Genomic DNA, 16445 nt, shown 5'->3' with positions numbered 1-16445 from the left:
GGCCGGTCGAGCGGGCACAGGTCTAGTCGTTCGTCTTTCCCGAGTGCATCTTCAGCGCACCCTCGACGTTGGCCTTCTTGTCCTCGCCTGCGCCCTTGGCCGCGGCCTTCTTGCGCTTGGAGATGACGGTGCCGACCGCCCCGTTGAGCGCCGAACCTAGCGGGAACCCGAGATAGTGGGTGAGGAAGACGGCCATCTCCTTCAGCTCGTCCTCGGTGAGTTCCTCGTTGAGCAACGCGGCGTTGATCTGAATCTCGGCCAGGTCGCGATTTCCGACCGCGGTCACTGCCGTCAGCGTCATGATGCGCTTGTCGCGCATCGACAAACCCGGCCGGTTCCAGATGTTGCCGAACAGGTGATCGACAGTCAGGTCGAAGTATGGATCGCCCTCCATGTTGGGCATCTCCCAGCCGTAGACCTCGTTCATCTTCTCGAGACCCTTGCGGCGCAGCTCGTCCATTTACGTCTCTTTCTCTGTGTGCGGGACCCCGAGGCCGGCGGCCAGCCCCTCATACGCTAGCCGGGCCAACGGTAGGTCGACCGACACGGCCTCGCCCAGCGCCAGCGCCAGGCTCAGGTCCTTCTCCCCCAGCCCGCGGGCGTGCACGAAGGACTGGTACAGAAAGTTATCCGGCTCAATATCTTTCATGTCCTCGCGCACCATGATCGCGCCCGGACCGCTGGTGAGCGCGTCGGTGTGGCGGACCACCCGGCCCAGCGCCTGCAGGTCCAGACCAGCCGCCTCGGCGAGCTTCATGGCCTCGCAGGCCGCCACGTACGAGGTGAACGTCAACATGTTGCGGGCCAGCTTCATTCGGGTTCCCGCGCCCGGCTCACCGGCATGGACGACCATCGCCGCCCAGTGTTTGAACGCCGGCTTGATCCGCTCGTACACCTCGCGTTCGGCGCCCACCATCGTGGCGAGCTTGCCCTCGGCCGCCGCGGCGGCCCCTCCGCTGACCGGCGCGTCGACGATGTGGATGCCCTGCGGCTTGAGCTGATCGGCCAGCTCCGCCGCGGTGGTTTCGCTGATCGTGGAGTGGATCGCGACGACGGTCCCCGGCTTGGCGTGGGCCGCCAGCTCGCCGACGACCTCCCGCACCTGGGCGTCGTCGAGCACGGTGATGTGGACGATGTCGGCGGCGGCGATGTCGGCCACGCTGTCGGCGATGCGTGCGCCCTTCTCGACTAGCGGCGTCATCGCCTCGGTCCGGATGTCGTAAACGGTTATCCCGCCGGGCCATTCGGTCATCTTGGTGGCCATCGGCGCGCCCATGTTCCCCAGCCCGATGTACCCCAGCTTGAGATCGCTCATGATCGGAAGATCTGTCCGCCGTCGACGTTGAAGATCTGCCCGGTGATCCACTTCGCCTCGTCGGACAGCAGGAACAGGCACATGCCGACAAGGTCTTCGGGCTGTCCCATGCGCGACAACGGAATTCCCTTGACGATGTCGGCGACCATTTCCTGCGGCGTCGTGGACCGGTTGGCCTCGGTGTCGATAGGACCGGGTGCGATGGCGTTGATCCGGATGTTCTGACCCCCGAGTTCGGTGGCCAGCTGCTGGGTGAGTCCGTTGATTCCGACCTTGGCCAGCCCGTAGAAGTTCGAGTACAGCCAGGCCGCGGTGGACGACTGGTTGACGATCGCCCCGCCGCCCCGCTTCGCCATCTTCTTGTAGACCGCGCGGGTGCACCACAGCGCGCCGTCGAGGTTTACGCTCATGAACTTCTTGTAGTACTCGGGGTCGACGGTGATCAGGAAGTCGAGCTTCATGCCGCCGAAGATCGCGGCGTTATTCACCAGGTAGTCGATGCCACCGAACTCGGCCAGCGTGCGATCGGCCATCTCCTTGGCCGACACCGGATCCGACACGTCGACGGGCAGCGCCAGCGCCCTACCGCCCTCGCCGTTGATCCCGTCGGCCACCTTCTCGGCGCCCTGCAGGTTGATATCGGCGACGACGACCGCGGCGCCCTCGCGGGCCAGCGCCTCGGCGTAGGCCTGACCGATGCCACCGCCCGAGCCGGTGACGATGGCGACCTTGTTCTCGAATCTCATGCTGTTGAGCTCCTTTGGTTAAACCGCTGTCGCGATGGTCTTGGTTTCCAGGTATTCCTCGAAACCGGCGAGCCCCATCTCGCGGCCGTTTCCGGACTGCTTGTATCCGCCGAAAGGCGCGTCGGCCGAATACCACACGCCCCCATTGACATTGATCGTGCCCGCGCGGACCCGGGCGGCGGCTCGCGCAGCCCGCTCGGGGTCGGTGCCGAACACGGTGCCCGACAACCCGAATGCCGAGTCGTTGGCAATCCGCACGGCGTCGTCGTCACCGTCGTGCGGGATCACGGTCAGCACCGGGCCGAAGATCTCCTCGCGCGAGACCCGCGCGTCGTTGCCCAGCCCCGCGATCACGGTGGGTTCGATGAAGAAGCCGACCTCGCGGTCCGCCGGCCGGCCACCGCCGCAGGCGAACGTGCCGCCCTCGGCAATCGCCGAGTCGAGATAGCCCTGGATCCGATCGCGTTGGCGCGCCGAAATCACGGGGCCGCAGATGGTTCCGGAGTCCGTCGGATCGCCGGCCTTGATGCCGCCCACCGTCGCGGCCGCGATGGAGACGGCTTCGTCGTACTTGGCCCGCGGCACCACCAGGCGGGTCGTGATGGCGCAGCCCTGTCCGGCGTGCATGCACACCGAGAAGCCCGCCACACCCACCGCGCCGGCCAGGTCGGCGTCGTCGAGGACGATGAACGCCGACTTGCCACCCAGCTCGAGGAAGACCCGCTTGATGGTCGCGGCGCCGTCGGCCATCACGGCGCGGCCGGTGGCGGTGGATCCGGTGAACGAAACCATGTCCACCCGAGGGTCTTTGGACAACATCGCGCCCACGCCGTGGTCGCTGGAAGTGACGATGTTGATCACCCCGGGCGGGAAGTCGGTGTGCTCGGCGATGAGTTCGCCCAGCACCGCGGCGCACCAGGGCGTGTCCGGGGCGGGCTTGAGGACGACGGTGTTCCCGGCGGCCAGCGCGGGTCCGATCTTGGCGAGGTTGATCTGGTGGGGGAAATTCCACGGCGTGATGGCGCCGACGACGCCGACGGCCTCACGGGCGATGGTGCGCCGGGTGGGGATGCCCATCGGCTTCGCTTCGCCCAGATCCTGGCGGTACTCGTAGGATTCGGCGGTGTCGGCCGCGAACGACAGGTCGTTGACCGGGACTTCGAGCTGGGCGATCGAGGTCAGCATTCGCGGCGCTCCGACTTCGGCGATGGTCAGGTCGCGCAGCTCCTCGAGGTGCCCCTTCATCGCCTCTTGCAGTTGGCGCACGCACCGGACCCGCAACTCGGTATCGCGCGACCACTCGGTCTCGTCGAAGGCGCGGCGCGCGGCGCCGATGGCGCGGTCCATGTCGCCGGCGTCGGCGTCGGCCGCGACGCCCAGGACTTCCTCGGTGGCCGGATTGATCGTCGGGAAGGTCCCGGCGCCGCCGGTCGATACCTTGCCGTCGATGAAGAGTCCGCTGACACCGTCGGCCAATAAGGCCATCTCCCGCTCCCGTCTGTGCGTGAATCCAGGGGGGTCTGAATCCGCAGGGCATTTAGATGGACAGTTGTCCGATATTGCCCCATCGCACGATAGCCGTCAGGTCGTCAGCGGTGCAAGGGGCTCCCTCCACTACGGACGCAACGGCCCCGGAAAACACCACATTAAGCCGCATATTGATTGATCGGGCTTGCTTCGCCTCCCACTCATCCGATAGCTTGGACATGTGTCCAGCGATGCCCTGGTGACGGTCGCAGCCCAGGCCGAGCAACCGACGGGTCAGCCGCCGCGTAATCGCCGCCAGGAGGAGACCTTTCGCAAGGTGCTCGCCGCCGGCATCGAGACTCTGCGGGAGAAGTCGTACGGCGACCTGACGGTGCGCGCCGTGGCCGCCCGCGCCAAGGTCGCCCCGGCCACCGCCTACACCTACTTCTCGTCGAAGAACCACCTGATCGCCGAGGTCTACCTGGACCTGGTCCGCCAGGTCCCGTACTTCACCGACGTCAACGACCCCATGCCGGTCCGGGTGGACAAGGTCCTGCGGCATCTGGCGCTGGTGGTCGCCGACGAACCCGAGGTCGGTGCGGCCTGCACGACAGCGTTGCTCGGCGGCGGCACCGATCCCGCGGTGGGCGCCGTGCGCGACCGGATCGGCGCGGAGATCCACCGCCGCATCGCCACCGCGATCGGGCCCGGCGCCGATCCCGACAAGGTGTCCGCACTGGAGATGACGTTCTTCGGCGCACTGGTGCAGGCCGGCAGTGGCCAGTTCACCTATCACCAGATCGCCGACCGGTTGGCCTACGTAGTGAAACTGATCTTGCCCGGCGCCGGGGAGACAAGCCAGGAGACAAGAACCTCATGACCCTGCACGTGCCAGACCACGAACTGGTCCTCGATCCATACGACTACGACTTCCACGAAGATCCGTATCCGTATTACAAACGGCTGCGCGACGAGGCTCCGCTGTATCGCAACGAGGAGCTGAAGTTCTGGGCGCTGTCCCGGCATCAGGATGTGCTGCAGGGATTCCGGAACAGCACAACGCTTTCCAACAAGTTCGGCGTCTCGCTGGACCCGGCGTCCCGCGGACCGCACGCCAGCAAGACGATGAGCTTCCTGGCGATGGACGACCCGGCCCACCTGCGGCTGCGCACGCTGGTGTCAAAGGGCTTCACGCCCAGGCGGATTCGCGAACTCGAGCCTCGGGTCACCGAGATCGCCGTCAAGCATCTCGACACCATGCTGGAAAAAGCGAAGGGCGGCACGGTCGACTACGTCGACGAGTTCGCCGGCAAGCTGCCCATGGACGTGATCTCCGAGCTGATGGGGGTTCCCGAGGCGGACCGGGTCCAGGTCCGGGCTTGGGCCGACGGCGTGATGCACCGCGACGAGGGTGTCACCGATGTGCCGCCGGAAGCCATCGAAGCCTCGCTCAACCTGATCGTCTTCTACCAGGAGATGGTGGCCGAGCGGCGCAAGAAGCTCACCGACGACCTGACCTCGGCGCTGCTGGAGGCCGAGATCGACGGCGACCGCCTCGACGACGACGAAGTGCTCGGCTTCATGTTCCTCATGGTGATCGCCGGCAACGAGACCACCACCAAACTCCTTGCCAATGCCGCGTTCTGGGGCCACAAGAACCCCGATCAGCTGGCCCCGGTCTACGACGACGCCGAACTGGTGACGCCGTGGGTCGAGGAATCGCTGCGCTACGACACGTCCAGCCAGATCCTGGCCCGCACCGTGGCCGGCGAGCTGACGCTCTACGACACCACCATCCCGGACGGGGACGTCCTGTTGCTGCTGCCCGGTTCGGCCCATCGTGACGAGCGGGTGTTCGACAACCCTGACGATTACGTGATCGGGCGCGATATCGGTTCCAAGCTCATGAGTTTCGGTAGCGGCGCGCACTTCTGCCTGGGTGCCCATCTGGCCCGGATGGAAGCCCGCGTAGCGCTCACCGAGTTGTTCAAGCGAATCCGCGGATATCAAGTGGACGAGGCCAACGCCGTCCGCGTCCACTCCAGTAATGTCCGCGGGTTCGCTCATCTACCAATGACCGTGGAGACCCGCTGATGCCTCGCTTTGCCCCCCTGCCCGAACGCCGGCCGGCCATCGTGGCAGGCGCCTCCTCCGGGATCGGAGAGGCCGCCGCCATCGAGCTTGCCGCGCATGGCTTCCCGGTCGCGCTCGGCGCCCGTCGGGTCGAGAAGCTCGACGACATCGTCGGCAAGATCAACGCCGAAGGCGGCGAGGCAGTCGGATTCCACCTGGATGTCACCGACCCGAACTCGGTGAAATCCTTTGTCGCACAGTCGACCGATGCACTCGGTGAGATCGAGGTGCTGGTCGCCGGTGCCGGCGACACGTACTTCGGCAAGCTCGCCGAGATCGCAGGCGACGAATTCGACTCGCAGCTGCAGATCCACCTGGTCGGCGCCTTCCGGCTCGCCTCAGCCGTTCTGCCGGGCATGTTGGAGCGGCAGCGCGGCGACCTCATCTTCGTGGGTTCCGATGTGGCGCTGCGCCAACGACCGCACATGGGTGCCTACGGCGCCGCCAAAGCCGCGCTGGTCGCGATGGTCACCAACTTCCAGATGGAGCTCGAGGGCACCGGCGTGCGGGCCTCGATCGTGCACCCCGGCCCGACGAAGACGTCGATGGGCTGGAGCCTGCCGGCCGACAAGATCGGCCCCGCGCTCGAGGACTGGGCCAAGTGGGGCCAGGCCCGACACGACTACTTCCTGCGCGCGGCGGACCTGGGACGCGCCATCACGTTCGTCGCTGAGACACCGCGCGGTGGCTTCATCGCGAACATGGAGCTTCAGCCCGAAGCCCCGTTGGCCGACAACACAGATCGCCAGAAACTCGCACTCGGCGAAGAGGGGATGCCGTCATGACTTCGCGATTCGACGATGCGGCGCGCGCCGCGCGCCGAGGAGGAGTGAGCAAATGACCACCGCTATCGTGCCCCGGGTCTCCGGCGGCGAGGAAGAGCACGGCCATCTCGAGGAATTCCGCACCGACCCAATCGGTTTGATGAAGCGCGTCCGCGACGAGTGCGGCGACGTCGGCTGGTTCCAACTCGTCGACAAGCACGTCATCCTGCTGTCCGGCGCTGGCGCCAACGAGTTCTTCTTCCGGTCCGCCGACGAAGAGCTCGACCAGGCCGCGGCATACCCGTTCATGGCGCCGATCTTCGGCAAGGGTGTGGTGTTCGACGCGAGCCCGGAGCGACGCAAGGAGATGCTGCACAACTCGGCGCTGCGCGGCGAGCAGATGAAGGGCCACGCCGCGACCATCGAGGCCCAAGTGAAGGGGATGATCGCCGACTGGGGCGACGAGGGCGAGATCGAGCTGCTCGACTTCTTCTCCGAGCTGACCATCTACACCTCGACGGCCTGCCTGATCGGCGTGAAATTCCGCAACGAGCTTGACCACCGCTTCGCGGAGTACTACCACGAGCTGGAACGCGGCACCGACCCGTTGTGCTACGTCGACCCCTACCTGCCTATCGAGAGCTTCCAGCGTCGCGACGAGGCCCGCGTCAAACTCGTTGCGCTGGTGCAGGAAATCATGAACCAGCGGCAGGCCAGCCCGCCGAAGGACAAGGCCGACCGCGACATGCTCGACGTGCTCGTGTCGATCAAGGACGAGGACGGCAACTCGCGGTTCACCGCCGACGAGGTCACCGGGATGTTCATCTCGCTGATGTTCGCGGGCCACCACACCAGTTCGGGAACGTCGGCCTGGACGCTGATCGAGCTGATCCGCCACGCGGACGTCTACGCCGAGGTGCTGACCGAACTCGAGGAGCTCTACGCCGACGGCCAGGAGGTGAGTTTCCATGCGCTGCGGTCGATTCCGAAGCTGGACAACGTGGTCAAGGAGACGCTGCGGCTACACCCGCCGCTGATCATCCTGATGCGCGTCGCCCAGGGCGAATTCGAGGTCGAGGGCTTCGGAATTCACGACGGCGACTTCGTCGCGGCGTCCCCGGCGATCAGCAACCGGATCCCCGAGGACTTCCCCGACCCGGACGCGTTCAAGCCCGATCGCTACAACAAGCCCGAGCAGGCCGACATCGTCAACCGGTGGACCTGGATCCCGTTCGGTGCGGGCCGGCACCGCTGCGTCGGCGCGGCCTTCGCGCAAATGCAGATCAAGGCGATCTTCTCGGTTCTGTTGCGCGAGTACGAATTTGAGATGGCGCAGCCGGCGGATAGCTATCACAACGACCACTCCAAGATGGTCGTGCAGCTCGCCAGGCCGGCCAAGGTGCGCTACCGCAAGCGCACCGCGTAAGGAGTAACTCCGATGGGCGGTTTCAGAGTCGAAGTGGATCTGGATTTGTGTCAGGGCCACGCCATGTGCGAACTGGAGGCACCGGACTACTTCCGGGTGCCAAAGCGGGGCAAGGTCGAGATCGTCGACTCCGAACCGCCCGAAGACGCCCGCGACGAAGTCCAGCGCGCGGTCGATATGTGCCCAACGCAAGCACTATTCATCAAAGAGAAGGAAGACTGACAATGTCGTCACACTCGCGTGCAGACCTGGAGGCATGGGTCGACCGCTGGCTGCAGGTCAACAGGGACTGCGAAAAGGCCGGTGACTGGAAGCCGCTGGCCGACTTCTACACCCAAGACGCCACGTACGGCTGGAACATCGGCCCCAAGGAAGACGTGATGTGCGTGGGCGTCGACGAGATCCGCGACGTCGCACTCGGGCTGGAGATGGAAGGCCTGGAGAACTGGGTGTACGAGTACCAGAAGGTGCTCATCGACGAGAAGCAGGGCGAGATCGTCGGCTTCTGGAAGCAGATCGTCAACAAGGGCGACGGCACCCAGGACGAGATCTATGGCATCGGCGGCAGCTGGTTCCGCCTCAACGCCGACGGGCTCATCGAATGGCAGCGCGACTTCTTCGACTTCGGTCACGTCGCGTACATGTTCGGCAAGCTCATCGAGTCCGGCGACCTCAGCGACGGCATGCAGAAGCGCATCGAACGCAGCATCGCCGGCGAGAAGTTGCCCGGCTATTACCCGCTTGGCCAGGCGCCGGTCCCCATCTGGTGACCGGTCAGCACCCAACCAAGCATTTGATTTGTTGCACGCGCTATGCTGGCGCGACAAGGGTGCCGTGTGGCACTCGTCACCACCGCTGCCGGACTGAATCGGGTCGGGCAGTTAATTTCAAAGGCGAAATGGGGTCAGGTCCAACGTGAAGACAAAAGGCGCTCTGATCTGGGAGTTCAACCAGCCGTGGTCCATCGAGGACATCGAGATTGGTGACCCCGTCAAGGACGAGGTCAAGATCCAGATGGAAGCGGCGGGCATGTGCCACTCCGACCACCATCTGGTCACCGGCGGCATCCCGATGGCCGGCTTCCCGGTGCTGGGTGGGCACGAGGGCGCGGGCATCGTCACCGAGGTCGGCCCCGGCGTAGAAGACCTCGCCCCGGGCGACCACGTGGTGCTCTCGTTCATCCCGTCCTGTGGGCAGTGCCCGACCTGCCAGGCCGGCATGCGCAACCTGTGCGACCTGGGCGCGGGGCTGCTCGCCGGCGCCGCGGTGTCCGACGGGACGTACCGCATCCAGGCGAAGGGCCAGAACGTCTTCCCGATGACGCTGCTGGGCACCTTCTCGCCGTACATGGTCGTGCACCGCAGCTCGGTCGTGAAGATCGACCCGTCCATCCCATTCGAGGTCGCCGCCCTGGTCGGTTGCGGCGTCACCACCGGCTACGGTTCGTCGGTTCGCACGGCTGACGTCCGGCCGGGACAAGACGTCGCCATCGTCGGCGTCGGCGGTGTCGGCATGGCGGCGCTGCAGGGCGCGGCGAACGCCGGCGCTCGCTACATCTTCGCGATCGACCCGGTGGAGTGGAAGCGGGATCAGGCATTGAAGTTCGGCGCCACCCACGTCTACCCCGACATCATGGCCGCGATGGCGGGCATTGCCGAGGTCACCTACGGCCTGATGGCCCACAAGGTCGTCGTTACCGTCGGCGAGCTGCTCGGTGCCGACATCGACAACTACCTGAACATCACCCAAAAGGGTGGCACCTGCGTGCTGACCGCCATCGGCAGCCTGATGGACACCAACGTGACGCTGAACCTGGCGATGCTGACCCTGATGCAGAAGAACCTGCAGGGCACCATCTTCGGCGGCGGGAACCCGCAGTACGACATCCCGCAGCTGCTGTCGATGTACAAGGCCGGCAAGCTGAACCTGGACGACATGATCACGCGCCAGTACAAGCTGGAGCAGATCAACGACGGCTACCAGGACATGCTGGACGGCAAGAACATTCGCGGCGTTATCCGGTTCACCGACGCCGACCGGTAACCCGACCGGTCCTGGGTGACCAACTTTCCGCACCTCCTGGCGCCGGGGCGAATCGGCGCCATGGAGGTGCGCAACCGGGTCGTCATGTCTCCGATGGAGACGATGTACGGGACGCCCGACGGGTTGCCGTCGGAACGCACCCGCGACTACTTTGCCGCGCGCGCGAAGGGTGGCGTCGGGCTGATCACGTTGGGCGCCACCGGCGTCGACCATCAGCATCCGGAGACGCCCGGCGGCCTGCACCTGGCGACTGACGACGCGGTCGCGGCCCACCGGGCGCTCGTGGAGGTGGTGCACGAGCACGGTGCCAAGATCCAGCCGCAGATCGTGCACGCGGGCCCAGATGGGTTGGGGCCGGAGATGTTCGGCGTGGATTCGGTGGGGCCGTCGGTGATCCCGTCGTATCTCACCGGCCGGCCGTCCCACGAGATCAGCAAGCATCAGCTCACCGCGGTGTTCGACTTGTTCAAGGCGGCCGTCCGGCGGGCCGCCGAAGCCGGCTACGACGGGATCGAGCTGCACGCCGCGCACGGCTACATGCTGCTGGGTTCTTTCCTTGCCCCGCAACGCAATCGGCGCACCGACGAATACCGGGGCGACTCGGCGCAGGGGCGCGTGCAAGTGGTGCTCGAGGCGCTGGCCGCGATTCGGTGCGAGATCGGCGACGCGCTACCGATCACGTTGCGCGTCTCCGGCTACGAACGGGTGGCTGGCGGGCGGCCGATCCACGAAACCGCCGGAATGGCACCCGAATTGGTGGCCGCCGGCGTCGACGCGTTCCACGTTAGCGGCGGCGTGATCGATCGGCTGGTCACCGGCATGGTCAACAGCGCCGACGACGGCGACGCGCTCAATGTGGGCGCCGCGGCGGCGGTGAAGCAGGTGGTGGACGTGCCGGTCATCGTTGTCGGCCGGATCCACGACCCCGACCGGGCCGAGCGCATCCTCGCCGAGGGACGTGCCGACTTCATCGCCATGGGGAGACCGCTGCTGGCCGACCCGGAGCTGCCACGCAAGATCCAAGCCGGCCAATCGCAGCGGGTCCGCAAGTGCATCTCCTGCGAAAACTGCATTGACGCAATGGAACAGCGTTTCTCGGTCGACTGCGCGGTCAACCCGCGCACCGGCAAGGAGCGCGAACTGTCCGCGCCGCCGGCGTCTCGCCCCAAGCGGGTGGTGGTGGTTGGCGGCGGACCGGCCGGGCTGGAGGCCGCCCGGGTGGCGGCCAGACGCGGCCACGACGTCACCCTCTTCGAGCGCGCCCACCAGCTGGGCGGTGCGCTGCGCTGGGCGTCGGTTCTGCATCCGGAGAACCAGCCGTTCCTGCGATATCTGCGCGACGAGATCAAGCTCAGCTCCGCGAAAGTGCAGCTAGGCCATGCCGTTTCGGTCAGCGACGTGGTGGCGCAGGCGCCCGATGCCGTGGTGGTGGCCACCGGCGGTCACGTCGCCGTGCCGGCGATTCCGGGCTGCGAGCTCCCGCACGTGCACACCGGACCGGGACTGCGTGAACTGCTGGGCGGGCACGCCGGAGCGAGCGACCCGGCCTGGCAGCGGCTGGGCGCGTCGGTGCTGGGCGGCTGGCGGCAGCGCCTGGTCCGCCCCGCCGCGGTCCGGCTGGCCACCCGCGCGTGGATGCCGGTGGGTCGCCGCGTGGTCATCATCGGCGGCGACCTGGTGGCCCTAGAGCTGGCCGAGTTTCTGGCCGGCCGCGACCGGCTGGTGTCGATACTCGAAGCGGGCAAAGACATTGCCCCGGAAGTCGGCAACAAGCGCAAGACCGAACACATGGATCGCCTGGACCGGCTGGGCGTCACCGTGCACGTCCGGACATCGGTCGAACGCATCACCAACGACGCCGTCGTGTTCGCGCCCGCGGGTGGCGGCACGCGGGCGCTGCCCGCCGACAGCGTCGTGATCGCCGGGTCGGTCGAAGCCGACACCACGCTGTTCGACGACCTGAAAGCCGCCATGCCCGGCGCCGACGTGCACGCCGCGGGCGACTGCGGCGGCATGGGCCTGATCCGCAAAGCCACCGAGGAGGGTGCACGCGCCGCGTGCGCCATATGAAGAAGACAGGAGAACAACGATGACCCAAACCACCCAATCCCCCGCTCTGACGGCGTCCCAATCGTCCTGGCGTTGCGCGCAGGGCAAGGACCGCGAGGGCTGGCTTGCGCTGATGACCGACGACGTCGTCATCGAGGACCCGATCGGCAAGTCCGTCACCAATCCCGACGGCACCGGCGTGCGCGGCAAGGCGGCCGTCGGCGAATTCTTCGACAACAACATCGCGCAGAACCAGCTGACCATCACCTGCGAGGAGACCTTCCCGTCGAGCACGCCCGACGAGATCGCTCATATTCTGGTGCTGCAGAGCAAGTTTGAGGGCGGCATCACCAGCAAGGTGCGCGGTGTGTTCACCTACAAGGTCAACGAAGCCGGGCTGATCACCAACATGCGCGGGTACTGGAACCTCGACGTGATGGAGTTCGGCAAGGAGGACTGAGTCCGGGTCCCCGGATCGCCGAACCTATGCTGGGGCCATGGCGTCGATCTTCACCAAGATCATCAACCGTGAACTACCCGGCCGTTTCGTTTATGAGGACGACGACGTCGTCGCGTTCCTCACGATCGAACCGATGACGCAGGGGCACACGCTGGTCGTGCCCCGCGCGGAAATCGATCAGTGGCAGGGAGTCGAGTCCGGGGCGTTCAACCGGGTGATGTCCGTGAGCCAGTTGATCGGCAAGGCGGTGTGCAAGGCGTTCCACGCCGAGCGCGCCGGATTGATCATCGCCGGGCTGGAGGTTCCCCACCTGCACGTGCACGTGTTCCCCACGCGCAGCCTCGGCGACTTCGGCTTCGCCAACGTCGACCGCAACCCGTCACCGGAATCCCTGGACGCGGCGCAGGCCCAGATCAAGGGCGCACTCGAGCAACTGACCTAGCCCACCTGGGCGGGCACGTCGCTGATCCGCGGCAGCGTGACGCGGAAGCAACAACCTTCGCCGGGTGCGGTTTTCACGGTGACAGCGCCGCCGTGCGCGTGCACCAACGAGTCGACGATGGACAGCCCCAGTCCGGTACCGCCGCTGGCCCGCGCACGCGACGAGTCGGTGCGATAGAACCGCTCGAATATCCGCGACGCATCCTGCTGGCTCATGCCGGGCCCGCGGTCGGCCACCTCGATCACCGCGTCGTCACCGTCGGTGCCCACCCGTACGACGACGTCGGCGGTGGTCGGCGTGTGCTGCAGCGCGTTGGCCACCAGGTTGCTGAGCACCTGGCGGATGCGCGGCTCGTCGCCGAGCACCTCCGGGGTGCCCGGGCCGTCGAGGACTTCCATACTCACCGCGCGTTTGGGGTCGATGGCCTGCGCGTCGTGCACGGCGTCGCTGGCCAGCGCCAGCAGGTCCACCCGATGGTGTTCCAGCGGCCTTTGCACATCCAGCCGGGCCAGCAGCAGCAGGTCGTCGACGAGCAGGCCCATCCGGCTGGCTTCGCTTTCGATCCGCGACAGCAACATCGCCACGTCACGCGCGGCGCCTTGGCGATACAGCTCGGCGAACCCACGGATGGTGGTCAGCGGAGTGCGCAGCTCGTGGCTGGCGTCGGTGATGAACCGCCGCATGCGTTCCTCTGAACCGCGGGCCGTCTCGGCCGACGACTCCGAAGAAGCCATCGCCTGCTGAATCTGGGCGAGCATGCCGTTGAGCGCCAGGGAAAGCCGGCCGACCTCGGTTCGGGGATCACGTTCGGGGACTCGGCGATCGAGCTGACCGGAAGCGATTGCCGCAGCGGTCTTTTCGACCTCGGACAGCGGTCTGAGGCTTCGCTGCACCACCGCGAAGCCAGCGATTCCGACCACCACGAGGACGACTACCCCGATACCGACCTGCAACCAGACCAGTGAGCGCACCGTGTGCTCGAGATCGGACAGGTCGATCGCGACCGTGATCAGGCCGTGGGCTCCGCGTACCGACACCGCTCGCCACTGGATGTCGGACCCGTTGACGGACGGCAGCGTGATCGGGTTGGGGCCGACGTCGTTGTTGGCGGGCAGCGCGGGCTCGGCATTGCGGTCGTTGATGGCGGTGAACGGAGTTCCGTCGGTGCTGATGCCGCGCACGTAGAACTTCGAGGGCGGTCGGCTGGGATCGGGGCCTCCGTAGAGCGGCGGTGATTGCTTGCGGGGGGCCTGCGCCCAGCCCTTGGACGCGTCCAGCAGCGTCTGGTCGATGCGGCTGATCAGGCTGTGCCGCAGGATCGAGGTGACCATGACGCCCGAGGCCGCCAGGCCGCAGGCCACCAGAACCAGGGTCGCGGCGACCAGACTCACCCGCAGTGGCAGTCCTCGCCGGGGCTGATTGGGCATACCTTTTATCTCGCTCTACTCGGGCGCGGTCTTACCGGGGCTCCCGCAGCACGTAACCCACTCCGCGCAGGGTGTGCAGCAGCCGCTTTTCACCGGTGTCGATCTTGCGGCGCAGATACGACACGTAGGACTCGACGACGTTGACGTCGCCGCCGAAGTCATAGCGCCAGACGTGATCGAGGATCTTCGGCTTGCTCAACACCGTGCCCGCGTTGATCACGAAGTAGCGCAGCAACGTAAATTCGGTGGGCGACAACGACACTGGCTCGCCGGCCTTCCACACCTCGTGGGTTTCCTCGTCGAGTTCGATGTCGGCGAACGTCAGGCGAGCGTTGCGCGGTTCGGCGCCGCCCTTGCCGGCGCGGCGCAGGATGACCCGAAGCCGGGCGACGACCTCCTCCAGGCTGAACGGCTTCGTCACGTAGTCGTCGCCGCCGAGGGTGAGGCCCGCGATCTTGTCCTGCAGGGAGTCGCGGGCGGTCAGGAACAACGCCGGGGCGTCGATGCCGTCGGCCCGCAGCCGACGCAGCACGCCGAACCCGTCCATGCCGGGCATCATCACGTCGAGGATCACCGCGTCGGGCCGGGCCTCCCGGGCCCGGTCGAGCGCTTGGGCGCCGTTGGTCGCCGTCGCGACCTCGAATCCCTGGAACTTCAGGCTCACCGAAAGCAATTCGACGATGTTGGCCTCGTCGTCGACCACGAGAACGCGTGCCTCAGGCTGGTTTTCGGTTGGGGTAGCCGCGGTCATCTGTTCACACTTTCGTCACTAGTTTGTACGTTACCTCCACAACCATTGTGTAGTTGCTGTGAGGCTGTTGCGAACCGTCTGCAAGTAGTCTGCCAGAAATCATCGCATCGGCTTTGACCAGGCTGGGTTTAGATGCGGCGCGTCGTGCATAAACTCGGAACTATGAATCTCGCGAAGAGCGTCGTGGCAGCGGCAACCGCTCCGGCGCGCGTGGGGTTGGCCGCCGCGGAGGCGAGCCTGAACCTGGCGGGCGCGGCGGTGGGGGTGGCCAAGCGTTCCCTGGGCGACGCCGGGGATGCCGGGACGAACGCCGTGACCTCCATGCTGGGAATCGACGACGCGATCGTGCGCGCCAACCGGATCGCCCGGCTGCTCGACGACGATGCGCCGCTGGGACGCGCGGTGGCGCCCGACGGCCCGATCGATCGCCTGCTGCGACCGGGCGGCGTCGTCGACCTGTTGACCTCGGAGGGCGGCTTACTCGACCGGCTCACCGCCGAGGGCGGCGGGCTGCATCGCGCACTGCAGACCGACGGGCTGGTCGATCAGCTGCTGGCCGAGGAGGGGCTGATCGACCGGGTGTTGTCCGAGGACGGACTGGCCGAGCGACTGCTCGCCGACGGCGGGCTCATCGACAAGCTGACTGCCAAGCACGGTCCGCTGGACCAGCTCGCCGACGTTGCCGACACCCTGGCCCGACTGACGCCGGGGATGGAGGCGCTCGAGCCGGCCATCGCCACCCTGCAGGACGCCGTCAGCGCGCTGACGATGGTGGTCAACCCGCTGAGCAACATCGCCGACCGCATCCCGCTGCCCGGCCGCCGCCGCTCGCCGTCCCGGTCGCCGTCGCGCCCGGTGCCCTCACAGCGCATCATCGAAGGCGACGTGTGACCCGTTAGGCTGGCAGCCGATTTACCCGGCCTCCTTAGCTCAGTGGTAGAGCACTCGCCTTGTAAGCGAAAGGTCGTCAGTTCAATCCTGACAGGGGGCTCCACGCCGATCTAAAACTGACGGACATGGCTCGACGCCGACATCCCCTCACTGCTCAAACCCGTGTGACGTGGCCGCCCGAAGGGTGTTCGAAGGAGGCAGCCGGGCGAGCGTAACGGCTGCACGACAGTACCGTCGGGCCAGTCGGCTGGTGTGGTCCCTAGGCGGACCAGTACTCCAACATCGGCTCGCCCTCAACAGGGTTAAACCCGGATGACGACCAGCGACCCGGAGTGGCCGATTACTGCACACCGTTGTTGGCCACAACGACGCCCGCTCCGGCTCTAACTGGATCCTCGGTTTCGACGGGATGGTCGTGTCTTGACCAAGAGTCCGTCGGTGGAACCCTATCGAACCCGTACGCCGGCCAAGCCAACGACAGGCGCCTTATCGATAGGCGAGGCAACAGCTGGCTACGGCTTTGCAGCTCCG

The 16445-nt window shown here is 66.5% G+C and carries 17 protein-coding genes and 1 tRNA gene; 12 read left to right on the top strand and 6 right to left on the bottom strand.

The annotated features are described in order from the left end of the window. Positions 1–22: 22 nt before the first annotated feature. Genes MRAB57_RS11130 through MRAB57_RS11115 form a run of 4 tightly spaced genes read right to left on the bottom strand, consistent with a single transcriptional unit; the run spans position 23 to position 3546 of the window. The gene (locus tag MRAB57_RS11130; protein ID WP_077087608.1) at positions 23–460 is read right to left on the bottom strand and encodes a carboxymuconolactone decarboxylase family protein; all 438 of its coding nucleotides are present in this window, start codon (positions 458–460) and stop codon (positions 23–25) included. Then, positions 461–1315 (bottom strand): NAD(P)-dependent oxidoreductase, encoded by an 855-nt coding sequence (locus MRAB57_RS11125; RefSeq protein WP_077087607.1) that lies wholly within the window; start codon positions 1313–1315, stop codon positions 461–463. Beyond that, positions 1312–2061 carry an SDR family oxidoreductase gene (locus tag MRAB57_RS11120; protein WP_077087606.1) on the bottom strand — a complete coding sequence of 250 codons (750 nt, stop codon included), beginning with the start codon at positions 2059–2061 and terminating at the stop codon, positions 1312–1314. Before MRAB57_RS11120 ends, MRAB57_RS11125 begins: the two co-directional genes overlap by 4 nt. Before the next feature lie 18 nt (positions 2062–2079). Next, positions 2080–3546 (bottom strand): aldehyde dehydrogenase, encoded by a 1467-nt coding sequence (locus tag MRAB57_RS11115; RefSeq protein WP_077087605.1) that lies wholly within the window; start codon positions 3544–3546, stop codon positions 2080–2082. Positions 3547–3769: 223 nt separating this feature from the next. On the opposite strand from MRAB57_RS11115, the gene MRAB57_RS11110 reads away from it, so the two are divergent. The 10 genes from MRAB57_RS11110 (at position 3770) to MRAB57_RS11065 (ending at position 12845) form a co-directional block, all read left to right on the top strand. Further along, on the top strand, positions 3770–4408 hold the full coding sequence (locus tag MRAB57_RS11110; protein WP_077087604.1) for a TetR/AcrR family transcriptional regulator: 639 nt from the start codon (positions 3770–3772) through the stop codon (positions 4406–4408). After that, the gene (locus MRAB57_RS11105; protein ID WP_077087603.1) at positions 4405–5622 is read left to right on the top strand and encodes a cytochrome P450; all 1218 of its coding nucleotides are present in this window, start codon (positions 4405–4407) and stop codon (positions 5620–5622) included. Before MRAB57_RS11110 ends, MRAB57_RS11105 begins: the two co-directional genes overlap by 4 nt. Next, a complete protein-coding gene (locus MRAB57_RS11100) occupies positions 5622–6446 on the top strand; it encodes an SDR family oxidoreductase (RefSeq protein ID WP_077087602.1) in 825 nt (274 codons plus the stop codon). Before MRAB57_RS11105 ends, MRAB57_RS11100 begins: the two co-directional genes overlap by 1 nt. Before the next feature lie 52 nt (positions 6447–6498). Beyond that, entirely contained in the window at positions 6499–7851 is a 1353-nt protein-coding gene (locus MRAB57_RS11095) for a cytochrome P450 (protein ID WP_077087601.1), read from the top strand. A gap of 12 nt (positions 7852–7863) precedes the next feature. Beyond that, positions 7864–8073 (top strand): ferredoxin, encoded by a 210-nt coding sequence (locus tag MRAB57_RS11090; protein ID WP_077087600.1) that lies wholly within the window; start codon positions 7864–7866, stop codon positions 8071–8073. A gap of 2 nt (positions 8074–8075) precedes the next feature. Continuing rightward, a complete protein-coding gene (locus MRAB57_RS11085) occupies positions 8076–8621 on the top strand; it encodes a nuclear transport factor 2-like protein (RefSeq protein WP_077087599.1) in 546 nt (181 codons plus the stop codon). 145 nt (positions 8622–8766) lie between these two features. Further along, a complete protein-coding gene (locus tag MRAB57_RS11080) occupies positions 8767–9894 on the top strand; it encodes an NDMA-dependent alcohol dehydrogenase (protein ID WP_077087598.1) in 1128 nt (375 codons plus the stop codon). Between the two features lie 15 nt (positions 9895–9909). Beyond that, positions 9910–11964 (top strand): FAD-dependent oxidoreductase, encoded by a 2055-nt coding sequence (locus MRAB57_RS11075; RefSeq protein WP_077087597.1) that lies wholly within the window; start codon positions 9910–9912, stop codon positions 11962–11964. Positions 11965–11983: 19 nt separating this feature from the next. Further along, positions 11984–12403, top strand: coding sequence for a ketosteroid isomerase family protein (locus tag MRAB57_RS11070; protein ID WP_077087596.1), 420 nt, complete (start codon positions 11984–11986; stop codon positions 12401–12403). A 37-nt stretch (positions 12404–12440) separates the two neighbouring features. Further along, a complete protein-coding gene (locus MRAB57_RS11065; protein ID WP_077087595.1) occupies positions 12441–12845 on the top strand; it encodes an HIT family protein in 405 nt (134 codons plus the stop codon). On the opposite strand, the gene MRAB57_RS11060 is transcribed toward MRAB57_RS11065, so the two are convergent. Both MRAB57_RS11060 and phoP read right to left on the bottom strand, forming a co-directional pair. After that, complete coding sequence (locus MRAB57_RS11060; protein ID WP_077087594.1) at positions 12842–14272, bottom strand: sensor histidine kinase; 1431 nt, start codon at positions 14270–14272, stop codon at positions 12842–12844. The genes MRAB57_RS11065 and MRAB57_RS11060 overlap by 4 nt on opposite strands. 31 nt (positions 14273–14303) lie before the next feature. Then, entirely contained in the window at positions 14304–15023 is a 720-nt protein-coding gene (phoP, locus tag MRAB57_RS11055) for a two-component system response regulator PhoP (RefSeq protein ID WP_077087593.1), read from the bottom strand. Positions 15024–15185: 162 nt separating this feature from the next. On the opposite strand from phoP, the gene MRAB57_RS11050 reads away from it, so the two are divergent. Beyond that, on the top strand, positions 15186–15914 hold the full coding sequence (locus MRAB57_RS11050) for a hypothetical protein (RefSeq protein ID WP_077087592.1): 729 nt from the start codon (positions 15186–15188) through the stop codon (positions 15912–15914). Between the two features lie 28 nt (positions 15915–15942). After that, positions 15943–16017 (top strand) — tRNA-Thr (locus MRAB57_RS11045). Positions 16018–16445: the final 428 nt, after the last annotated feature.

The sequence above is a fragment of the Mycobacterium rhizamassiliense genome (assembly GCF_900157375.1).
Taxonomy (GTDB): domain Bacteria; phylum Actinomycetota; class Actinomycetes; order Mycobacteriales; family Mycobacteriaceae; genus Mycobacterium; species Mycobacterium rhizamassiliense.
This window is presented reverse-complemented; position numbering and strand designations above follow the sequence as displayed.